This is a genomic window from Bradyrhizobium sp. WYCCWR15520, assembly GCF_056174665.1.
In genome coordinates, this window is the sequence record NZ_JBWBWM010000002.1 from 40,316 (window position 1) to 58,261 (window position 17,946).

Here is a 17,946-nt window from a genome sequence, read left to right on the forward strand (position 1 = left end):
CGATACCACTTCGGACTGGACGGAATGTACTGCCACCGTTGCCCCCAAAGCGTCGAGCGCAAACGGCCTCGACGACTGGGATCATTAGAAAAAGCAGGTCGCGTGTCTGCGCAACGAGGCCAAGTCGGACGGCGTGCTATGGCGTAGCAAAAGAAAGAAACGGCGCACTCACTCTTGGGGAACGGTTGGCGATGGCTGGGCTCGCTCAACGTCGAGTGATATTTCCTGCGCAAGGGTCTGGCCTCTCGCCAGCCGGCGCCCGAGTGCCTCGACAAAACCTTCATACCGCTCCCGCCCCTTGGTCTGTGCAGCGGGTTGCGCCGTATCGGGCAGCGGCGGCGTTGCCGTCAGCCAGAATCGTACGAACAAGGCCAGCGCCTCATTCGATATCGTGATGTGACGCTCGAGCCGCTCGACGTGTCGGGTCAACCGGTCAAGACGGCGGCCGAGCGCGGCTTCCATCCGCTCGGAACTATCCGGCGACAGGAATGAGGCCAGCGCCGTTTCGACGATGAGCGCCTGGGGCACGCGCTTTCGGCTGGCATGATCGGCGAGCTTTGCTGCCAAATCTGGAGGCAGGCGAAACGTGTGTTTTGTCCGCATAATCTCGCGCCCTAGAGTTCTAGACCGTCGCCCGGGTCCATTGCGGCCTGTCGCGCGAGGCGGGGTCCATTCGTGCGCATCACGCGGGCCCGGACGGCAACACCGTCATCCCCTTCTTCCGGCGGAAAATCGAATTCAGTCGGCGGCTTCGAGACTTCAGCTGCGATGTCTTCAACTCGGGGAAGGCCCGGCTCGCGACGAATGCCAGAATTTGCGGGGTCTTCGACGGATGGCCGAGCGCCCGACATAGATACGCCCTGGAACACATTTCTATTCGCTGGAAATGGCAGGCGATTCCAATCATCCGTCAGCGCGCGACTCTCGTGGTCGAGCGGCAGTTCTGGCGGTGGCAGCACACGTTCGGTCAAACGCGGATCCTCAAAATACCTTGCCTTTTTGGCGCGGATTGGTGGCAGGCTGGAGACCAGCACCAATTCATCATCGGGCGGGAGTTGCATAACCTCGCCCGGCGTCAGCAACGGTCGCGCCGTTTCCTGCCGCGAAACCATGAGATGGCCGAGCCAGGGGCTCAGCCTGTGGCCAGCGTAGTTCTTCATTGCCCGCAGCTCGGTTGCCGTCCCGAGCGCATCCGACACGCGTCTGGCGGTACGTTCGTCATTGGTCGCGAACGATATTCGCACATGACAATTGTCGAGGATGGCGTTGTTCGCCCCATAGGCCTTTTCGATCTGATTGAGAGATTGGGCAATGAGAAAGCTCTTCAGGCCATAGCCGGCCATGAAGGCTAGCGCAGACTCGAAGAAGTCAAGCCTTCCAAGCGCTGGAAATTCATCGAGCATGAACAGCAGCCGATGCCGACGTCCTTTGGCCTGGAGATCCTCGGTGAGACGGCGGCCGATCTGGTTGAGGATCAACCGCACCAGCGGCTTGGTGCGACTGATATCAGACGGAGGCACCACGAGATAGAGCGTCGTTGGCCGTTCGTCCTCAATGAGATCCCGGATGCGCCAGTCACAGCGGCGCGTTACCTGGGCAACGACGGGATCGCGATAAAGACCGAGGAACGACATCGCCGTCGATAGCACGCCTGATCGCTCGTTCTCGCTCTTGTTCAGCAACTCCCTCGCCGCGGAAGCGATCACCGGATGTGTCCCGGCTTCTCCAAGGTGCTTGGTCGTCATCATTGCGCGAAGCGTGCTCTCGATCGGACGTTTCGGATCGGACAGAAAACTTGCAACCCCGGCAAGCGTCTTATCCTGCTCGGAATAAAGAACGTGAAGGATGGCTCCAACCAACAAGGCGTGACTGGTCTTCTCCCAGTGATTCCGCCGTTCCAACGACCCCTCCGGATCGACCAGCACATCGGCAACATTTTGGACGTCGCGAACTTCCCATTCCCCTCGTCTCACTTCCAAAAGAGGATTATAGGCCGCACTCCCTGAATTGGTCGGATCCAACAACAGCACGCGGCCGTGCTGGGCCCGAAAGCCTGACGTCAGGGACCAGTTTTCGCCCTTGATGTCATGGACGATGCAACTTCCCGGCCAGGTTAGAAGGGTCGGGACAACAAGTCCGACGCCCTTTCCGGATCTGGTGGGGGCGAAGCACAGCACGTGCTCCGGCCCATCGTGCCGCAGGTAATGTCCCTCGAAACGGCCGAGTACCACCCCGTCGGCTCCGGCGAGGCCGGCACCTTGAACCTCAGGCTGGCTCGCCCATCGCGCGGAACCATACGTGGCCGCCGTTTCCGCTTCGCGGGCCCGCCACACCGACATCGCGAATGCGACCACGATCGAGATGATCCCGCCCGATGCCGCAACGCATGCCCCTTCGACGAATACTACAGGCGCATAGGCGTCAAAAGCGTACCACCACCAGAAGAAAGCCGGAGGAAGATAGATCGGAACGCCCGATGCGAGCTCGAACCAAGGTTGGCCTAATTGGGGCTGATAGCCGAGCCTCCACGCAGTCCACTGCGTCGCGGTCCACGTGGTGAACAGCACGACTGTCAGGACGAGGGCAATCTGACCCCAGAGTATTTTGGTGGCCGACATGGCATGGGAAATCAAACAACTGCGCCACCCTCAGACAAGCTATCCCGTCGGTCGTGCGTATTTTCGGACATCCGTGCGAGCAAATCGGCGCGTCAGCGAGCCCTGAAACAAGCGCCAGACCATGACCTGTCCAGGCGGGCGCGACCTCTGGTATGCGTCAATCGCGTCAGTTTGGCTCCTCCGCGGATGACTCTTCCAGTCAGCTCCGGTGAGCGGACGTCTTTCAGTACCCATCGTGTCTCAAACGGGCCAAATTCTGAAGTCGTCCTCCGAAATAAACAGCTCTCCTCCTCCACAAGAGGCAGACTTCGCTGGTGTACTTCAAAGCAGTCAGAACTCGGGCTAGCAATGACGATTGCACGGCCTTCTACGCGCTTAATTCGTCGAGCAAGGCCTCCGCTTTCTTCAAGTCGGGTGTGTCGAAGCCCTCGGTGAACCAGCCGTAGACGTGGGCGAGGAGAACGCGTGCTTCATCGCGCTTGTCCTGGTCGCGCCAGAGCCGAGCGAGGCTGATGGTGGAGCGGAGTTCCCAGAGCTTCGCCTCCTGCTGCCGCGCGATCGCGATGGCATGGCGAAAGTCGGCCTCCGCCTCGGCCTCAGCGTTTTGGCGAGTGGTCCGTAACAGCTGGCCTCGGCGGCGTCGCAATTCGGCCTCGAACCATCGCACGCCCGATTTCTCGGTTAGAGACAAAGCCTCACAGAGTCTGGCGAGCCCATCTTCGGGCGTTCCCATCTTTACGTGCGCCGCGGCAAGCTGCGCGAAATAGAAGGGCAGCGTCCACGCCGCGCCCGAGGCTTGGAATCCCTTGATCCCGAGCCGCAGCAGATCCGTCCCTTCCTCCGATTCGCCGGCCTCGATCAGAGTCCAGCCGCGATACGCCGTTCCCATCGCGAGAAAGAAGGCAAAGCCCTGCTCGGTAGTAAGCGCAATCAGCTCATCCGCGAGTAGGCGCACGGTCCGTGGATCGTCGAGCACGAAATGCAGCCGGCAGGCGACGCTTAACGCGAATGCGAGGCTGATGGGGTGCGACAGCTCGCGCGCCTCTGCGAGGGCTTCCCTGCTCTGCGCCCGGGCCTGATCGAAGAAGCCTAGAAGCCCGAGCGTCAGCGACAGGAACGAGAGCGTCGCCACGCGGGCATTCTCGGCGAACAGAAGCGTCAGAGATCGATGCTGCGTGGGGTCGTAAAGTGCGAGCCCCTGCTCGAGATGTGCGCGCGCCAAACGCAACTCTCCGCGATGCAGCCAGCTATCGCCGACCGCCCGATGACCGGCGACCAAGGCGGCCCCGTCGTTTTGTCGTCCGGCCAACTCGAGCAGTTCTTCGGCGGCGCGATGTGATCGTTTCGTCTCGGCGCGCACGTGGTGATGAACGAACTCGCCCCACAACGCCTTGAGCAGATTTGGCGTGTCGTTCAGCAACTCGCAGAGACGACGCGCCCGCGCGTAGGACTTTCCGGTCGCTTCGGCCGCATGGCCCTTCGCGGCGATCAGCGCGCCGCCGATTGCGAGCTGAAGCTGGACTTCGGTGCGCTGGCTCTCGGCGGTGTCAGGTAGTTGGGACAACAGATCGAGCGCCTTTCGCATTTGTCTAATCGCTTCTGCCGTGGCTGAGCGCGCCTTGGAACGCTCGCCGGCCTCCTGCCAATAGGAAACTGCCTTCTCGATCAGACCGGCATTTCCAAAATGATGCGCGAGGATCTCGGGTTGCGCTTCGGCCGTTGTCGCGAGCTTCTCCTCCAGCGCGCTAGCGATACGGGCGTGCAGCTCACGACGCTGGCCGCGCAGCAGCGTGCCATATGCCGCGTCCTGCACCAACGCGTGTTTAAAGAGGAAACTGGCCTCGGGTGGTTCGCCGCGCCGAAACACCAACCCGGTATCTATCAGGCGGTCTAATGCTGATCGCAGCTCGTTCTCGCTCCGCTGCGCGGCGGCGGCGAGCAGATCGTAGGAGAACTCCCGGCCGATGGCCGCGCCGAGTTGTGCGACCTCCTTGGCGACCTTGCCGATACGGTCGAGCCTCGCCATCAGCGAAGCGTGCAAAGTGGGCGGGACCGCGAGCCCCGGGAGCGGTGCAGTGGAGATGGCGCGCTCGACCCCAGCAGCACCCGCTTCGAGCACAGCCTTGGTCAGTTCCTCGACGAACAGCGGCACCCCGTCCGTTCGCTCGGCGATCTCAGTGACGAGCTCGGGCGGCAGTCCCCGGTCGCCAGTCATGCTCCGGATCAGCGCGGCGCCCGCCGTATGATCAAGACGGTTCAGAACCAATGTGCTGACATGCGACTTTCCGGTCCATCCGGACTGAAACTCGGGGCGGAAGGTGATCAGTGACAGCACCGGCAGTGCCGTCTCCCGATCGATGGTCCGGTCCAGCAACTCGCGCGAGCTCGGATCGATCCATTGCGCGTCCTCGAAGACCATCATGATTGGGTGTCGCCGGGCCAGACCCTCAAGCTGCCGAAATAGGGCATCGAAGGTCTTCTCTTTCTTTCGCTGCGGCGTGAGGGCAATCGGCGGAAATCGCTTGCCGGTCGGGATCGATAGCAGCTCGGCGAGGATTGCGATGTCCTCGTCGGGCGGCAATGCCGGGGATAGCACCGCTTGCAGCTTGTCGAGCCGGTGCTCCGGCGTGTCGTCACGCTCGAAATCGACGGTGCGCTGCAGCTGAGCAATGAAGGGATACAGCGCGCTGTCCTGATGATGCGGCGAGCAGAAATACCGCAAGCGGGTGTGCGGCTCGCCCGCAATGCGCTCCTGGAGAGCCGCGACGAGGCGCGATTTGCCAATCCCCGGCTCCCCCACCAGCAACACTACCTGGCCAGTGCCCGTCCTGGCACGCTGCCACTGCTGCACCAGCACTTCGAGCTCCTCCTCGCGCCCAACCAACGGCGTGAGCGCGGCCGCGTGGAATGCCTCGAAGCGGCTTTCCGCCTTTCCCTCGCGCAGCACCCGCCAGGCTCGCACCGGGGTGGCAAAGCCCTTCAGCGTCACCGCGCCGAGATCCTCGTAATCAAAGAGCCCGCCGATGAGCCGCCGCGTGTCCTCGGCGATTACCACCCCGTCGGGCTCGGCGAGCGCTTGCAGTCGGGCGGCCAGGTTCGGCGTTTCGCCAAGCACGGCCTGCGGCTCGGCGGCCTCACTGCCGATGAGGTCCCCCACGATAACGAGTCCGGTCGCGAGCCCAAGGCGAACTCGCAGCTCAAGATCCGGTGGGGCGCCCGGCGCGTGCCGGGCCCCGGCAATCTCAAGCGCGGCGCGCACCGCGCTCTCGGGATCGTCCTCGCGCGCTGATGGATGACCGAACAGGATCAACATACCATCGCCGATGTAGCGGCTGATGGTGCCACCGTACTTGCGGACGATGGCCGCCACGCCATCGCGGTATTCGGCGATGATCTCCCGGAGATCTTCCGGGTCGAGCTTTGTCGCAAGCGCCGTCGAGCCGACGAGATCGCAGAACATCACCGTGAGTTGGCGGCGCTCGGCGGAAGAACTTGGCGCGGATGAGGAGGTAGAGAGCTGTGCGACCGGCACTAAGGCGGGCGCCGACACGCGAGCCGCTGGCGCGGCTCCCATCGGCATGAGCGCTGCGCCGCAATCGCCACAGAACCTTTTACCCGATGGGTTGTCGGCTCCGCATGCAGGACAGCGCAAGAACAGTAGCGCGCCACAGTCGCCGCATACCTTGTTAATTTCTGGGTTGACTTTGCCGCAGCTCGGGCAATCCATGTCGCACCCGATCCAATTGCTGATCTACATGAGCTCTTGTCGGTTTCTCCACCAAGAGCGAACCCTTAGAGCGCGACATTGCGCCTTGGTTCGGGCGATTCGAGGATAATGCAATTGGGAAGGTTGCTGACTATTGCGTCTGCCATCTAAGGCAAATGCGAGTCGTGCGATCAAGAACGTTTTGTGCATGGCAAGCTCCCTAGAAGACAGGGACATTCGCACCACGACTTTCAGCAATGAATGTTAGTCCCATCCCTTAGCTTCAAATGTGCGCCGTTTCACATCATGCGGTTATTGTCTCCTCCTAACTACCGCCTCAAGCTTCAACTTCCACGAGCCCCGAACAGAGGAAGCACACCGAGAACGCGCACGGCTGGCGCGATTTCGAATCGAGACTTTGCGATCTCACTGCAACGTCGGCGGACCTGGTCCAAAGTATTCAAGTTGCGTGTGCGACCTCAGCTACGGGTGACTAGGCCACAATCGAGACGGCGCGCCCAGCCTTAGAAGACAAGTCACGGCATAGTTTGGAGCAAACCAGATAGCAGCCGCGATCTGGAGGCCCACGTTGAAAGCAAACGCAATCTGGTAAGCGACATCAGGGTAGTGCCCTTCTATCGGAGTCCAGAGCTGAATCACCAAGCCCGTCATACATTGCACGACGAACGCCCCGCCGATATGGAAGACATTCAGCGCGGCGGTCGCGCGCCCCGCAAGCTCCTTAGGGAAATACTCTGCCAGTATCGCATGACTGAGAACAGTAGCAGCACCGACTGCTGCAACGACGGCCCACGGGATGTATGAGGGCAAAGGCAATCGCAAAATCAACGCGAGTTGAGCCACAATGAATGCCGTAACGACGAGTCCGAACAGCACCCGTGGTCCGACACCGCGCCGGCCCAACCGATCGGCCGCAACGCCCAACAGAAAGGCGCCCAGACTCAACGCAATTGCCATCATGAACAAGTAGCGGAGCAATCCGGCTCGATCGAGACCCTCAACATCGCCAAGCCATGGCGCTGCCCATAATCCCTGCAACGCCCAGGCTGTACCAATACAGGTGGCAGAAAGCGGGGCCAGACGCCAAAAGCGTGGGTCAGCGTAAATCGTCCTTAGACCATTTCTGACCGTTGAACCCGCCACCGATGTAACCGCAGGTGTCTCGGGGATAACGAGGTAGATGACAAGCGCGCATCCAGCTGAGACCATCGCGAGTAGCTCGAACAGTCCTCGCCAACCTATTGAGCCAATCAGGAAATCCGCGGGTAAGGTTGCCGTCAGTGCACCCATGGCTCCCAAAGTGACCATCAGGCCGCTGAGCATTGGAACGCGTTCCCGAGGAAACCAGACAACGAGCGCTTTCATACCGGCCGTCATTGCTGCGGCGACCCCTAGCCCAATCAGCGCACGGCCACCCAGGAGAAGCAAATAGTGGTCCGAGACAGCGAATAAGGCAGCACCCAGCGCTGCGGCAATCAACACCACACTCTGAACCCGCCTCGGACCGCATCGATCCAACAGAATGCCAATCGGAATCTGGGCGGCCGCGAACGAAAGGTAGTAGACCGCCGTCAGCAGGCCAAGCTCGCCAGCAGCGAGGCCAAATTCGGAGGTCAATGGTCCAGCGATGGTCGCATTGATGTTGCGGAAGAGAAACGCCAGATAGTAGACGGCAACGAACGGCAGGAACACGCGCAGAATCAGATGCCCGCTTCTTGTCAGGTCGTCGACACGTCGACACCGAGTCGTATGACTAGACGGTCGAGATAGAAGTGGTAGTTCAATCGATCGTCCGTGAGCAGCGTCCCGATCAGTAGACCTAGTGCAGAGGCAGTCCTGCCTTCCCTGGAAAGTTGAACAGGCTGCCGCCCTCCCGGACGGCAGTGGAGTGCTCTAATTCGATGCCAACCGTGTTTGATGCGCGGAAATCTGGCTCATGCGTTGAGGAGCACTTTTCCGACGTTCCCTCGCACGGGCCACGCGAATGAGCCTCGCGTTTCGATGTGCTGAGCCGATCCATCGTCTCCTGCATGAGCGATGTTCCCAACCGAACGCGTCGCCCGACCTGCGCGGCAAATTCGTCGAAACGCTCGGACCCAAGTACGCAGGCAGCACCTTGGTCCGCTGCGGGAAGCACTGGCGTTACGGCGAGATGGAAGCGCGCCTGCAGGGCCACAGTCTCATTAACGATTCTAAGACCGCGATCGAGCTCTTCAAGTTGGCGGCTCATAAGGGAAAGGCGACGGTCTACCGAGATGTTGTCGGTTTCATCATCCGAACCGAGGAACTGAGCGAGGGCGGCCTCAACGAGCGCTGATTTGGTGGCGCCGGGACGCTTGGCAGCTGCCGCTAGCCGCGCGGCCATCTGCTCGGAGAGGTAGACGCCAATTCTGGGCTTCATCGTTGGACCTTCTAACGTTGCTTCCAGCAGTGCGGCCCTGAAGCAGACCCGACGCGCTGAACGTTGGCCATCAAAGGGTTCCTCGCGACCCTGAGCAACCGCTCAATCGCAACCATCGTGTGTTCGGATAGATTGTCGTACAAAAGCCGAGCGCGAAGTGCGATTGCGTTCAACCGATTTCACATCAAGCGCCTCGTCCGCTGGCGCGGAAGTGCCGGGCAGCCCACCAATCAAATTCCCAGGCCAATTTTCCTTCCAAAGCTCCAGGTCACCCCGCCTCCGCGTGCCGCGACCCCGGATACCTGTCGATCGAGATGCTGCTCCAATGCTGGCCGCCAGGGCACGAGCTGGAATCCAAGTCCGTCGTCAATCATGGCAAACCGGCCTGACGCCAGCGTTACGCGCTGACGATAGACGCCCACGACGCGTTCACCCTCAGACGAAGGAGTATGCGGTAACCCCGTCTCGGCCGAGAGTCTTGCAACCGTAGCATCGAGCTCCCGCCGCCTTAGCGCGTTGAGGAGATCGCGGGCAAAGATGACCCTGGCTCCCTGCCGCCGCGCAAGGCCCTCGCCTGCGAGATAGTCAACCCGACGGTCCATGGCTTCGCGCACTTCGGATCCAAAACCACCGCTCGCGACGATCGAATCCCGCGCGAGTAACTGCCGGTCAATCCAGGTCGCTCCCGGCGCCGTGACCTGGGCTTCGACGTCAAGATCGGACCGCGTGGCGAGCGAGAGCCGCTTGCGGCCCTGCGCATTGTCGTAAGACTGCGCCTCAACGATCGCGCCGGGCGTGGCATCGCCGGTCATTTCGATATCGGTGAACCTGATGTGATGCGTTCGCCCATCGATCCCCTCAACGATCGCATAGGCCGAGCCTTTCAGTTCGTCATGCAGTCCGCGCTCGACCAGCCGGCCGAGCACGGGATCTGTCGATACCTCGCCGTGCAAGGCAAAGCCGGATACATCCGCCTCGCGACCGAAACCGCTCATGGCCCGATGCATGGTTTTGATGATGTCGCCGCGGACCGAGAGATCACGCAGTTTGTCCTCGATACCAGGCTTAAGCGTCCAGCAGCCGGGTGCAACTTGATCGGCAAGACCGAGACGTTCCAGCCTGACTGCCCGGCCGACCATCAGGTGGCGGAGGCTCAAGTCTTCGCCAGACGCATTTGGCCGGAGGTCTGCAACGCCGGCGCCCTCGTCGGCGGCGACACGAAGTGCCCGATCGAGGCTGGTCCAGCGTTCGGCCTCAACCTCCCTTTCCAGGGCGGACTGGATGTCCCTCTCGCTGCGCGGCCCGAGCTCGAGCGTGACGCGCTCGGCCGCGCGATCCCGGAATCCGCGGCTGATGTAATCCCGGCTGATAACCAGATCCTGGCCATCTTCCGCGCGGCCGCGGATCAGGAGGTGAATGTGCGGATTGTCGGTATTCCAGTGGTCGACCGCGATCCAGTCCAATTTGGTATCAAGATCTCGCGCGACGTCGGTCATCAGCTCGCGGGTGAAAGTGCGGAGATCGCCGAGTTCGGCGGCATCCTCCGGAGAAATAATAAATCGAAAATGGTGCCGGTCATTCTCGCAGCGTTCGGCAAAGGCGCGTTCATCCGCCGCATCCAACGTCGCATCGAACATCCGGGCGTCCGCGCCGTCACGCGTCACGCCCTCGCGCTTCAAATAGGTGATGTGCTTGGTCAGCGGTGCCGACCGAAAGCGGGCGCCGTGGTGACGGACCACGCGCGCCTTCATCACCACGCGCCGCGAAGCCGAGCGGAGTGACAGTGAGAGCGCGGCACGCCGGCCTCGTCCAAAGTGCGACCGGCCAGCTCCACCTTTACCGCGGCCGAAACTGTCGCCGACAACGCCGGCCCTCTTGGCCGCCCGCATGACCTGGCCGACAAAGCTTTTCGAACGCGAGGAGGTACGTCCGTTGTCGCGAATACGGCCGGGGCGAACACGAAGGTCATTGTCGCGCTGGCTCACAATGGCTTCACCGCAAACTTGCGCAAGCCGACGGCTGCGGCTGCTTTGATTTCCTTGACGATTTGTAATGGAGCGATGGCTTGATCATTCCTGGTGCTTCTTAAAACCTCAACGTCACCAACCACATGCGCCCGGCCGAAGGCGGCGCTTTTCCCTTGCCATCCGCGGTCGATCTGCCTCTGCTCCCAATCACTCACCACCAAGAATGCGAAGAGCTTCGACAGAATGCGATTGAGCCCCTTTCGGACGGACGCGACCGTCAGAACTGCAAACAAGACATCCGCTACAGCGCCACAAGCGGCAAACCCAACAGTCGGCGAGCATGCCACCGTGCTCGCGACCGTCCAGGGTGAAGCTGCTTCGCGCCGGCCGTTCGGCCGCCCTGGACGGCCGCTGCGCGCGGCGGCTGCGACAGCGTTGGTCGGGACGGAGGAATGGTGCCGCCTTCGATCGAACAGAGGAATGGCAGACACGACGCACACGGGACGCACGATCAATCTTCCCATGTCCACACGGGAAGGACGCGACCGATGACAGCCGTCGCTGGTGTCATTCCGAAGTAACGCCCATCGAAAGAGTCCGCGGCTTGCCAGTTCATGAGGAAGAGCCTTCCGTCTTCAACGACGTCGCACCCTTCCCAGAACGGCAACGGTCGGCCACGTCCGTCGCGCTCCCTCGCCTCGCCCATCTCGATGCCATCGACCGAAATAGTGTGCCCGTTCCTGCACACCGTTTGTCCGGGAAGCGCCAGCACACGCTTCAACATCGGAACGCCGGTTGGTAGATAGCCGTTCAGGTCCAGATAGCTCGCTAGCGGCGCCGGCGGCCTAACCGCGACCAGCTCGGTGACGTGGTGGCTGCCAGCAGGCCGCACGCGATAGAGGCCGACAGGGACGCTCGCGGAACTGTTCCAGATGTAGATTGGGGACGGCTGTACGACGATCGTCCCAACGAGAACGGCCACCGCGCCGATCGTCACGACGAGTGTTCGGTTTCGGGTCGTCACGGTGCGATCTTCCGCCGATGGAGCCAGGCCTGATGGCGTGACTTTGTGTAGGCACGCGGGGTTTCGTTGACGGACAGGCGATTGTGGACGTGATGCCAATAGTCGGGAGCGGCGTCGGCAGGATCAATTCCGAGCGCCTCGACGGCATCAATCAACTGCAGCACGCGTTCGACCGTTGGCCAGCCTGACAGGCGCAAAAGGCTCTCGCCGCCGGGTTTGACATAAGGGACAGTTGAGCAGCGCTGGCCGGTTGCGACCGCCCGCAAGATGTCGATGCGCGAAACGACCGTCCCAAAATCGTTCGACATCCAGCGCACGAAGGCAAAGATGCTGCCGGGCGCAAATGACAGGACACGCCTGTTGCGGTCGAGAAATTTTTCCTCGGCGGCACGACCGAAGCGAATTCGATTCTCGATACGTTTTTCAAGCCAGAGCAGCTCGACGTGCGTGAGATCGCTCATTCGGCTGCCCCTACTCGGAGGTCAGTCGTCATCGCCGGTGCAAGCAGATGGCGCAGCAGGTTATGCACAGTCTGGAAAACGGCTGGGTCCGTTAGAAGAAATCCTACGGATTTCTGGTTAGGAGAGTTACGGCGGCTCGATTGCGCCTGATAACAATCGCTTAAGGGCGATTCCGATCCCCGAGAGCACGAGGATGTGGTCCCCGATGGCACGAGGGTTGTGGTCCCCGATAGCACGAGTTGATTCACAGCTTGTCTCCAGCCTGAGGTAAGAGCCCGCGCTTGCGAAGCCGCTCCGTGAATGGATCGGTGCAATCGGGCGCGAAGTTCAAACGTTCGAGGCCGTTTCGGTCGCGCGTGATCACGAGCTGGTAGCCAGGCAAGGTCTGCCGGCGGACGATTTCGCGCGGTCAAAGGCAAAGTGTTTGAGCGGCGAGAGGCTGCCGGACTTGGCGTGAAGATGCAGAAAATCAAAACTCCAGCCGCCCTGCTGGCGACCGCCGTGTTTGCGCACAAGCCGGTAAGCCAGCGCTCGAGTCCGCCGGTCAAACCGAAATAGGCGCGGTCGATAGTCAGCACGAGCGCGTCATCGCGAACGCCGGCATAGAACCAGTCTGGTACTATCAATTCGAGGCCCATTGGGCGCCCGTTGGTGTCGGCCGTCTCCTTCCATTCGTTGATCCAGGAGAAACGATGCCGCCGCCGTTCAGCCGGCTGTCGGATCGATGTCAGCACTAAGGTTGATTGCAGCCTGTCGAGGCCCGCCTTGAGGCGGTCGTAGTCTCGCGCGCTAGTTCCGCGGCCAATGAAGGTCAGAATTTCATAAGGCGTGGCCGCCATCAGGCGCGAGGTCTTCAGTCCGGCGTCGCGCGCCTCGACAATCTGGGAAGCGGCCCAGATCAGGACATCAGCATCCCAGATCGTCGCCATGCCGTGGTCCGGCACCGCCTCAATGTGAATGGCAATGGCGCCCGCCCGGAAATCAATCGGCACAATTCGCTTTGACTTGGCGAGCGAAAAGAACGGATATGCCATCAAGTCCTGCGCGTCGCGCGGCGCGAGATCGCCGGGCAAAGCACGGAACAGTTCAAGCTGATTGCGCTCGGATCGAGATTTGCGCCGCATCTTCCAACGCTCCTGCCACAATCAGCGACGTTCCTGGCCCGCGTACGGGCGCAGTGCTGGATGCTTCTTGGCAGGCAGGACCGTCCCCTTCCCGGGATCGGACGTCGATGTCTTGGCGCCGAGATCGGCCCAGGCTTTCAGATCATCGAGCGCATAGACGACCCGGCCGCCAATTTTCCGGTAAGTCGGACCGGTGCCGTAGGTGCGGTGCTTCTCCAAGGTACGACCGGAGAGTCCCAGATATCGCGCGGCCTCGGGCGTCCGCAGGAAACGTGGCGGCAGACCGGCCATCGGATCGGGCATTTGAGAGCTCCATTATGGAATCGCGCTATCGCTGGCGGTGCCGGCGTGTGTGCGGTGATCATGGAGGAGCAGCCCTTCGCAGGGGGATGCCGAAGATCGAGGGGTGGATTTTCGATACCCCGGCTAGCGCTAGTTGTCCTTGCGCCTTGGACGCAGGAGCTCGCGATAGCCGCCGCGCATTAAGGCGAGGCCGCGCTGAACGAGGCGGATGGTGCGATTGCGCAGATCATGCGTCTTCCAGGCGCGCTCTGGGACGCTCTTCTTGCCAAAAAGGCCTTCGGCGATCGCGCGATAGGTTTTGCCCTCATTGCGTCCGTCCAGCGCACGCAGGACCAGGGCAAACCGCTGGCGCCGCTGCAACGGAAGGTCGGACAGCGGTGGACACGGAGAGCGGCCGCTCAGCGTACGCCAGAGCGCTTGGGCCGCTTGGGCGCGGAGCTCAAACGACAAGTCCAATGGCAGCTCTATCGCTTGCGGCGCGCCGGCTGGTGGCAATTCTTTTATCCACACGCGATGCGTGGCGTCACCAAAGCGGAGCACGGCATGCCAGCCGTCGGTGTTCTGCCGCAACTCGGCGGGCGACAGTCTGGTCAGATCCAGAGCGATCGGATGAGCTGACGTTTGCGACGACGAAGCTCCTACCGATAAAACCGTCGGCAGAACTTCAGGCGCCCAAAAAACGATCTGCTCGTGACAGGCCTTTTGCGGATCAGCCGCGAAAAGACAGGCCCCATTTATTCCGGAATTCGGCCGAAGCGCCGGCGAGCGGATCTTGAAGGGCGCTATAGTGTTTTCGGTATTCGGGATTCCGACGAAGGCATTCCCAGGCGAGACCGGTCAGGTCGGCGTTCTTCAGTGTTGAATAGGCTTCGGGCGAACGCCAATCGAATTCCGGCATTGTACTTGATCCTCACGCAATACGGTGCGGCATTGCAGCATGATAATTGTGAACCATTTGTGGTTGCAATGCGTAATGAACCGTTTGGTTACGCGAAATATTCCGCAACCAAGAAATATTCTACGTCTCTTCTACTGATCCTTGTCCGACGCGTTGGCGGGACCACCGCGAAGCAAATGGCCGTAGCCACGACTTGTCATCCATTTGGCGCGAGCCAGATGGCTCTCGAAGGCTGTCCGCGCGCGCTCCGGATGTTGGTCCGGATCGATGTGGAGGACGATGCGCGCGACCTCCCGCCAATCGGCATTCTCAGCGTCGGCATCCAGCAGCCGGAGATAGGTGACGACATGTTGCTCGTCATAGGCCGTCAACACACGGCTATCCGGTGCCAGGTCCGCAACATCAGGGTCCAGCGGGGGTGACGGCATAAGACTCCTTCGAGAGCTACGGGGCTGCGCCTGCCAGCTGATAGCCCCAGCTTAGTCCTATTCAAGGCAGTTCGCAGCCGAGCTTTGCGAAAGTTGCTACCCGGAAGGCATTCGAATGCTACGCAGCTGGGAATACACACTATAGGAGATAAACCTCATAGTATGTAAAGACGCAACTTGCGCGAATGGATATGCGCAAGTTGGTTGGCCGGAACTTCGGGCGACTGCGGAAGCAGAAGGGCTTCACGCAGGAGAAGTTTGCGGAAGCATCCGGCTTCACCCAACAGTATATCAGCGGCCTTGAACGCGGACGTCGCAATCCGACCATCGTTACATTGTTTGAGCTGGCAACGACCTTGGGCGTGAGCCATATCGACCTTGTCCTACCAGATGATGAATCACGCAGCGAACGGTCCAAGCTCTCGAAGAAAAGGTGAGCAATTCCATTCGAAAGTCTGTCGCTGACGAATGTGCCTCTCAGTTCCTTCGCGAGCCGGGCCAAAGGCCCGGCGAGCGCTGGCGCGGACACGCGTCGCCGCCGCCGATCCGCTTGCCGGACGGCGGCGGCGCACCTGGCGCCTGTACGAAAACGGAAGGTGGACCGCGCAATTTTCTCAAATTGCGCGGCTCATGTTCCTAGATAGCACGTTCCATCAAGCGCTTGGCCTTCCCTTCCAGCTCCAGCCGCGCATCCTGATGGGACTTGGTCCGGGCCAGCGCGGTGATCCCTTGCACGAAGTCGAAGACGCTTTCGGGTTTCCGATTTTCTTCGCCAAGCACGGTTTCGATAATCTTCGCGGTTTCCGCTTTGGAAAACCCGCCTTTGCGCAAGAAGCTCTCCCGATCCTCATCGGTCCGGGCAACAATCCGACCGCGCGCGGCCTTGACACCGGCAACGAATGGCGCCGGCGAAGAGTTGGCAAAGCTGGTCAAGGCTGGTGCCGCCTCATGCGCGAAACGCTGAGCCGCGAGTTTGGAATGCCGGATGGTGATTTCTTGGAAATTCTCGACGCCCCACAGATTGCGGTTCATGCAAACGGCCCGGAGGTAGAAACTGGCAATTCCGAGCGTCTTGCTGCCGACCTCGCTATTCCAGCAGTAAAATCCCCGGAAATACAAATCCGGCGACCCGTCCGCCAGGCGCCCCGCTTCGATTGGGCTGGTGTCGTCGACCAGAAACAGAAACACGTCGCGATCGCTGGCGTAGAGCGTCGTGGTGTCCTTGGTGACGTCCACAAGGGGATTGTGGGTCATGGTCGCCCAGTCCATCACGCCCGGAACTTTCCATCGGGTGTCGCCCGTGCCGTTGCCCGCGATCTTCATGACGGCCGCGACTAGTTCGTGGTCCCAGATGCGGCCATAGTCCGGCCCGGTGACAGCACGAAGCTCAACGTGTCCGTTACTGGTCTCCAAGGTTTTCACGAGCTCGGCGCGATGTGACAGCAAGCCGTGTTGCAGGTTGATGGCCGATAGGGCTGCGGGAAGCTGCCGCAGATAGGATGTCGGCGCACCGACGAGCGTACACAACTGGCCGAAGCTCCAATGGGTCGGCGCCACCGGTTCGTCGCGTCCCGGCACCGTCAGGCTCAGCCGCTCGGAACTCTCCCGGCTCGCCTCCACCCGGATAGCCCGGCTTTCCACTGTCCGCGCTTGCGCGCGCTCGGCCCGGCCTCGCACCGCTTCATAGAGGTGCGGCAAATTCAGGTAACGCTCGTCGTCCGGCCGCGAGAACCATTCGGAAGACACCCGGCTATTCCTTTGGCCTCGTGACACATCGACGCGAAAGCCGCCGGAAGGTGGTTGATCGTTCTGAGGCTGAGTCATCATGTTCATGGTCGTTCTCCTATGGGCTGAGGTTGAAGCGCAGCGCTGCGCTGCAACCCTGCCCGTCGGCGAGACCTGGGGTAGCAAGGGCAAGGGTGGCCGGACGCGGAGGGGGATCACCCGCCTGACAAGGGCGCGCGGAAGCGCGCGTCTGCACGCGCCTGACGACGACGTCGTCATGAAGATCCTTTGCGCGGAAGACCGGGGACACCGCTCGGGCCGGCACGGCGAGCCGTGCTTTACCCTTGCCCGCGCGAGGGCGGAGCCCTTAGCAATCTCTTCAAAAAGAAAATGCTCTTCCTCCTGTAAAGCGGCGCAAGAAACGCAAAAAGCCCCGCCTCCGAGGAGGCGGGGCCGATGATCCCGAGGGATCAGTCGCCGTTGCGGCGGGACCAGATCAGGGTGAAGCCCTCGTCGCCGTCGACCTTCACCAGCGAGGCGTAGATCGGGGCCGGGAAGCTCGGATCGTCGAGCTTGACCGAGAGGTATTCGCGATCGCTGTCGCGGGCGGTCTTCTTCCAGGCGGCGCCGAACTCGGTCACACCGGCGAAGATGCGGTAGTCAGGCGCTTTGTCGTTTTCCTTCTCGGATGCGGCGAACCTTGCCTTGATGTTCAGCGTCAGCGTCTTGATCGAGCCGACGTAACCGTTGTCCGAAGCAGTGAAGGTGCCGATGGTAGCCATGGTAGTCTCCGTTTGTTGCTCGGGCCGCGCCCATCGCAGCCTCGATGGCGATCTTTGGCCCGGGGAGCGATCGGCCCGCAGCCTTCAGGCCCGCAGCGCCAGCGGAGGACGGCGACAAGCCTGCTTTTTTGCCTTCCCGCGAGGAATGCCGCCCCTTCGCGGCAGGGGAAAAAAGCAGGCGCAGCCGTTGCGGGAAGGCGATCGAGGCCTTGGCCGTCCCTCGGCCTGATCAGCGCATTCGAGGTTGCGTTGGACGCGAGCCATGAACGAATTGACGGAGGCAACCATGGCGGCCGACACCGACGCAGCACAAGGACAGACCTGGGTCGATCGAACACCTGCTGGCGCCCGCGCATCAACGGCAAGAAAGACGCATCTTGGCGAATGCTAGCGCCCCTCATCACATTCCCGCGTGCCGGGGCGCGGGCGCGGAGTGATCCGCCATATAGCGATCACAATGCTCCAGTCAGCACGCGATCAAAGCGTCC

The 17,946-nt window shown here is 61.5% G+C and carries 16 protein-coding genes and 2 pseudogenes; 1 reads left to right on the forward strand and 17 read right to left on the reverse strand.

The annotated features are described in order from the left end of the window. Nucleotides 1–168: 168 nt before the first annotated feature. The 15 genes and pseudogenes from AC0QUY_RS02120 to AC0QUY_RS02190 all read right to left on the reverse strand — a co-directional run bounded on the left by AC0QUY_RS02120 (nt 169) and on the right by AC0QUY_RS02190 (nt 14,951). Nucleotides 169–603: a CopG family transcriptional regulator gene (locus tag AC0QUY_RS02120; RefSeq protein ID WP_475385555.1), complete on the reverse strand. Its 435-nt coding sequence runs from the start codon at nt 601–603 to the stop codon at nt 169–171. Between the two features lie 11 nt (nt 604–614). Beyond that, nucleotides 615–2,618 (reverse strand): conjugal transfer protein TraG, encoded by a 2,004-nt coding sequence (locus AC0QUY_RS02125; RefSeq protein ID WP_475385556.1) that lies wholly within the window; start codon nt 2,616–2,618, stop codon nt 615–617. Nucleotides 2,619–2,985: 367 nt separating this feature from the next. Beyond that, nucleotides 2,986–6,198, reverse strand: a complete 3,213-nt coding sequence (locus tag AC0QUY_RS02130) for an AAA family ATPase (protein WP_475385797.1) — start codon at nt 6,196–6,198, stop codon at nt 2,986–2,988. A 21-nt stretch (nt 6,199–6,219) separates the two neighbouring features. Beyond that, nucleotides 6,220–6,345: pseudogene (locus AC0QUY_RS02135) on the reverse strand (double zinc ribbon domain-containing protein); the annotation flags it as partial. A gap of 462 nt (nt 6,346–6,807) precedes the next feature. Further along, the gene (locus tag AC0QUY_RS02140) at nt 6,808–8,037 is read right to left on the reverse strand and encodes an MFS transporter (RefSeq protein ID WP_475385557.1); all 1,230 of its coding nucleotides are present in this window, start codon (nt 8,035–8,037) and stop codon (nt 6,808–6,810) included. Between the two features lie 127 nt (nt 8,038–8,164). Beyond that, entirely contained in the window at nt 8,165–8,746 is a 582-nt protein-coding gene (locus AC0QUY_RS02145) for a ribbon-helix-helix protein, CopG family (RefSeq protein WP_475385558.1), read from the reverse strand. A gap of 230 nt (nt 8,747–8,976) precedes the next feature. Continuing rightward, the gene (locus AC0QUY_RS02150; protein WP_475385559.1) at nt 8,977–10,731 is read right to left on the reverse strand and encodes a relaxase/mobilization nuclease domain-containing protein; all 1,755 of its coding nucleotides are present in this window, start codon (nt 10,729–10,731) and stop codon (nt 8,977–8,979) included. Then, on the reverse strand, nt 10,728–11,006 hold the full coding sequence (locus AC0QUY_RS02155; RefSeq protein WP_475385560.1) for a hypothetical protein: 279 nt from the start codon (nt 11,004–11,006) through the stop codon (nt 10,728–10,730). The genes AC0QUY_RS02150 and AC0QUY_RS02155 overlap by 4 nt, the downstream gene beginning before the upstream one ends. 218 nt (nt 11,007–11,224) lie before the next feature. Further along, nucleotides 11,225–11,737, reverse strand: coding sequence for a S26 family signal peptidase (locus AC0QUY_RS02160; RefSeq protein WP_475385561.1), 513 nt, complete (start codon nt 11,735–11,737; stop codon nt 11,225–11,227). Next, nucleotides 11,734–12,198: a DUF2840 domain-containing protein gene (locus AC0QUY_RS02165; RefSeq protein WP_475385562.1), complete on the reverse strand. Its 465-nt coding sequence runs from the start codon at nt 12,196–12,198 to the stop codon at nt 11,734–11,736. Before AC0QUY_RS02165 ends, AC0QUY_RS02160 begins: the two co-directional genes overlap by 4 nt. Nucleotides 12,199–12,442: 244 nt before the next feature. Continuing rightward, nucleotides 12,443–13,322 (reverse strand): annotated as a pseudogene (locus AC0QUY_RS02170) (replication initiator protein A). A 21-nt stretch (nt 13,323–13,343) separates the two neighbouring features. Further along, nucleotides 13,344–13,625 (reverse strand): helix-turn-helix transcriptional regulator, encoded by a 282-nt coding sequence (locus tag AC0QUY_RS02175; protein ID WP_057854240.1) that lies wholly within the window; start codon nt 13,623–13,625, stop codon nt 13,344–13,346. A gap of 129 nt (nt 13,626–13,754) precedes the next feature. Continuing rightward, nucleotides 13,755–14,195 carry a DUF2285 domain-containing protein gene (locus tag AC0QUY_RS02180; RefSeq protein WP_475385563.1) on the reverse strand — a complete coding sequence of 147 codons (441 nt, stop codon included), beginning with the start codon at nt 14,193–14,195 and terminating at the stop codon, nt 13,755–13,757. A 139-nt stretch (nt 14,196–14,334) separates the two neighbouring features. Further along, on the reverse strand, nt 14,335–14,523 hold the full coding sequence (locus AC0QUY_RS02185; RefSeq protein WP_475385564.1) for a transcriptional regulator domain-containing protein: 189 nt from the start codon (nt 14,521–14,523) through the stop codon (nt 14,335–14,337). A 131-nt stretch (nt 14,524–14,654) separates the two neighbouring features. Beyond that, the gene (locus AC0QUY_RS02190; protein ID WP_475385565.1) at nt 14,655–14,951 is read right to left on the reverse strand and encodes a DNA -binding domain-containing protein; all 297 of its coding nucleotides are present in this window, start codon (nt 14,949–14,951) and stop codon (nt 14,655–14,657) included. 185 nt (nt 14,952–15,136) lie between these two features. On the opposite strand from AC0QUY_RS02190, the gene AC0QUY_RS02195 reads away from it, so the two are divergent. Continuing rightward, nucleotides 15,137–15,388: a helix-turn-helix domain-containing protein gene (locus AC0QUY_RS02195; RefSeq protein WP_475385566.1), complete on the forward strand. Its 252-nt coding sequence runs from the start codon at nt 15,137–15,139 to the stop codon at nt 15,386–15,388. A 199-nt stretch (nt 15,389–15,587) separates the two neighbouring features. Here the strand turns inward: AC0QUY_RS02195 and AC0QUY_RS02200 are convergent, their stop codons facing one another. Both AC0QUY_RS02200 and AC0QUY_RS02205 read right to left on the reverse strand, forming a co-directional pair. Beyond that, nucleotides 15,588–16,784: a DUF932 domain-containing protein gene (locus tag AC0QUY_RS02200; RefSeq protein ID WP_475385798.1), complete on the reverse strand. Its 1,197-nt coding sequence runs from the start codon at nt 16,782–16,784 to the stop codon at nt 15,588–15,590. A gap of 362 nt (nt 16,785–17,146) precedes the next feature. After that, entirely contained in the window at nt 17,147–17,458 is a 312-nt protein-coding gene (locus tag AC0QUY_RS02205) for a DUF736 domain-containing protein (protein ID WP_475385567.1), read from the reverse strand. Between the last annotated feature and the right edge of the window lie 488 nt (nt 17,459–17,946).

What these genes read in the sequence shown, in the direction of transcription:
- AC0QUY_RS02120 (WP_475385555.1), bottom strand. Translation starts at nt 603, where the DNA reads ATGCGGACAAAACACACGTTTCGCCTGCCTCCAGATTTGGCAGCAAAG.
- AC0QUY_RS02145 (WP_475385558.1), bottom strand. Translation starts at nt 8,746, where the DNA reads ATGAAGCCCAGAATTGGCGTCTACCTCTCCGAGCAGATGGCCGCGCGG.
- AC0QUY_RS02165 (WP_475385562.1), bottom strand. Translation starts at nt 12,198, where the DNA reads ATGAGCGATCTCACGCACGTCGAGCTGCTCTGGCTTGAAAAACGTATC.
- AC0QUY_RS02205 (WP_475385567.1), bottom strand. Translation starts at nt 17,458, where the DNA reads ATGGCTACCATCGGCACCTTCACTGCTTCGGACAACGGTTACGTCGGC.
- AC0QUY_RS02185 (WP_475385564.1), bottom strand. Translation starts at nt 14,523, where the DNA reads ATGCCGGAATTCGATTGGCGTTCGCCCGAAGCCTATTCAACACTGAAG.
- AC0QUY_RS02195 (WP_475385566.1), top strand. Translation starts at nt 15,137, where the DNA reads ATGGATATGCGCAAGTTGGTTGGCCGGAACTTCGGGCGACTGCGGAAG.
- AC0QUY_RS02200 (WP_475385798.1), bottom strand. Translation starts at nt 16,784, where the DNA reads ATGAACATGATGACTCAGCCTCAGAACGATCAACCACCTTCCGGCGGC.
- AC0QUY_RS02190 (WP_475385565.1), bottom strand. Translation starts at nt 14,951, where the DNA reads ATGCCGTCACCCCCGCTGGACCCTGATGTTGCGGACCTGGCACCGGAT.
- AC0QUY_RS02175 (WP_057854240.1), bottom strand. Translation starts at nt 13,625, where the DNA reads ATGCCCGATCCGATGGCCGGTCTGCCGCCACGTTTCCTGCGGACGCCC.
- AC0QUY_RS02130 (WP_475385797.1), bottom strand. Translation starts at nt 6,198, where the DNA reads ATGCCGATGGGAGCCGCGCCAGCGGCTCGCGTGTCGGCGCCCGCCTTA.
- AC0QUY_RS02125 (WP_475385556.1), bottom strand. Translation starts at nt 2,618, where the DNA reads ATGTCGGCCACCAAAATACTCTGGGGTCAGATTGCCCTCGTCCTGACA.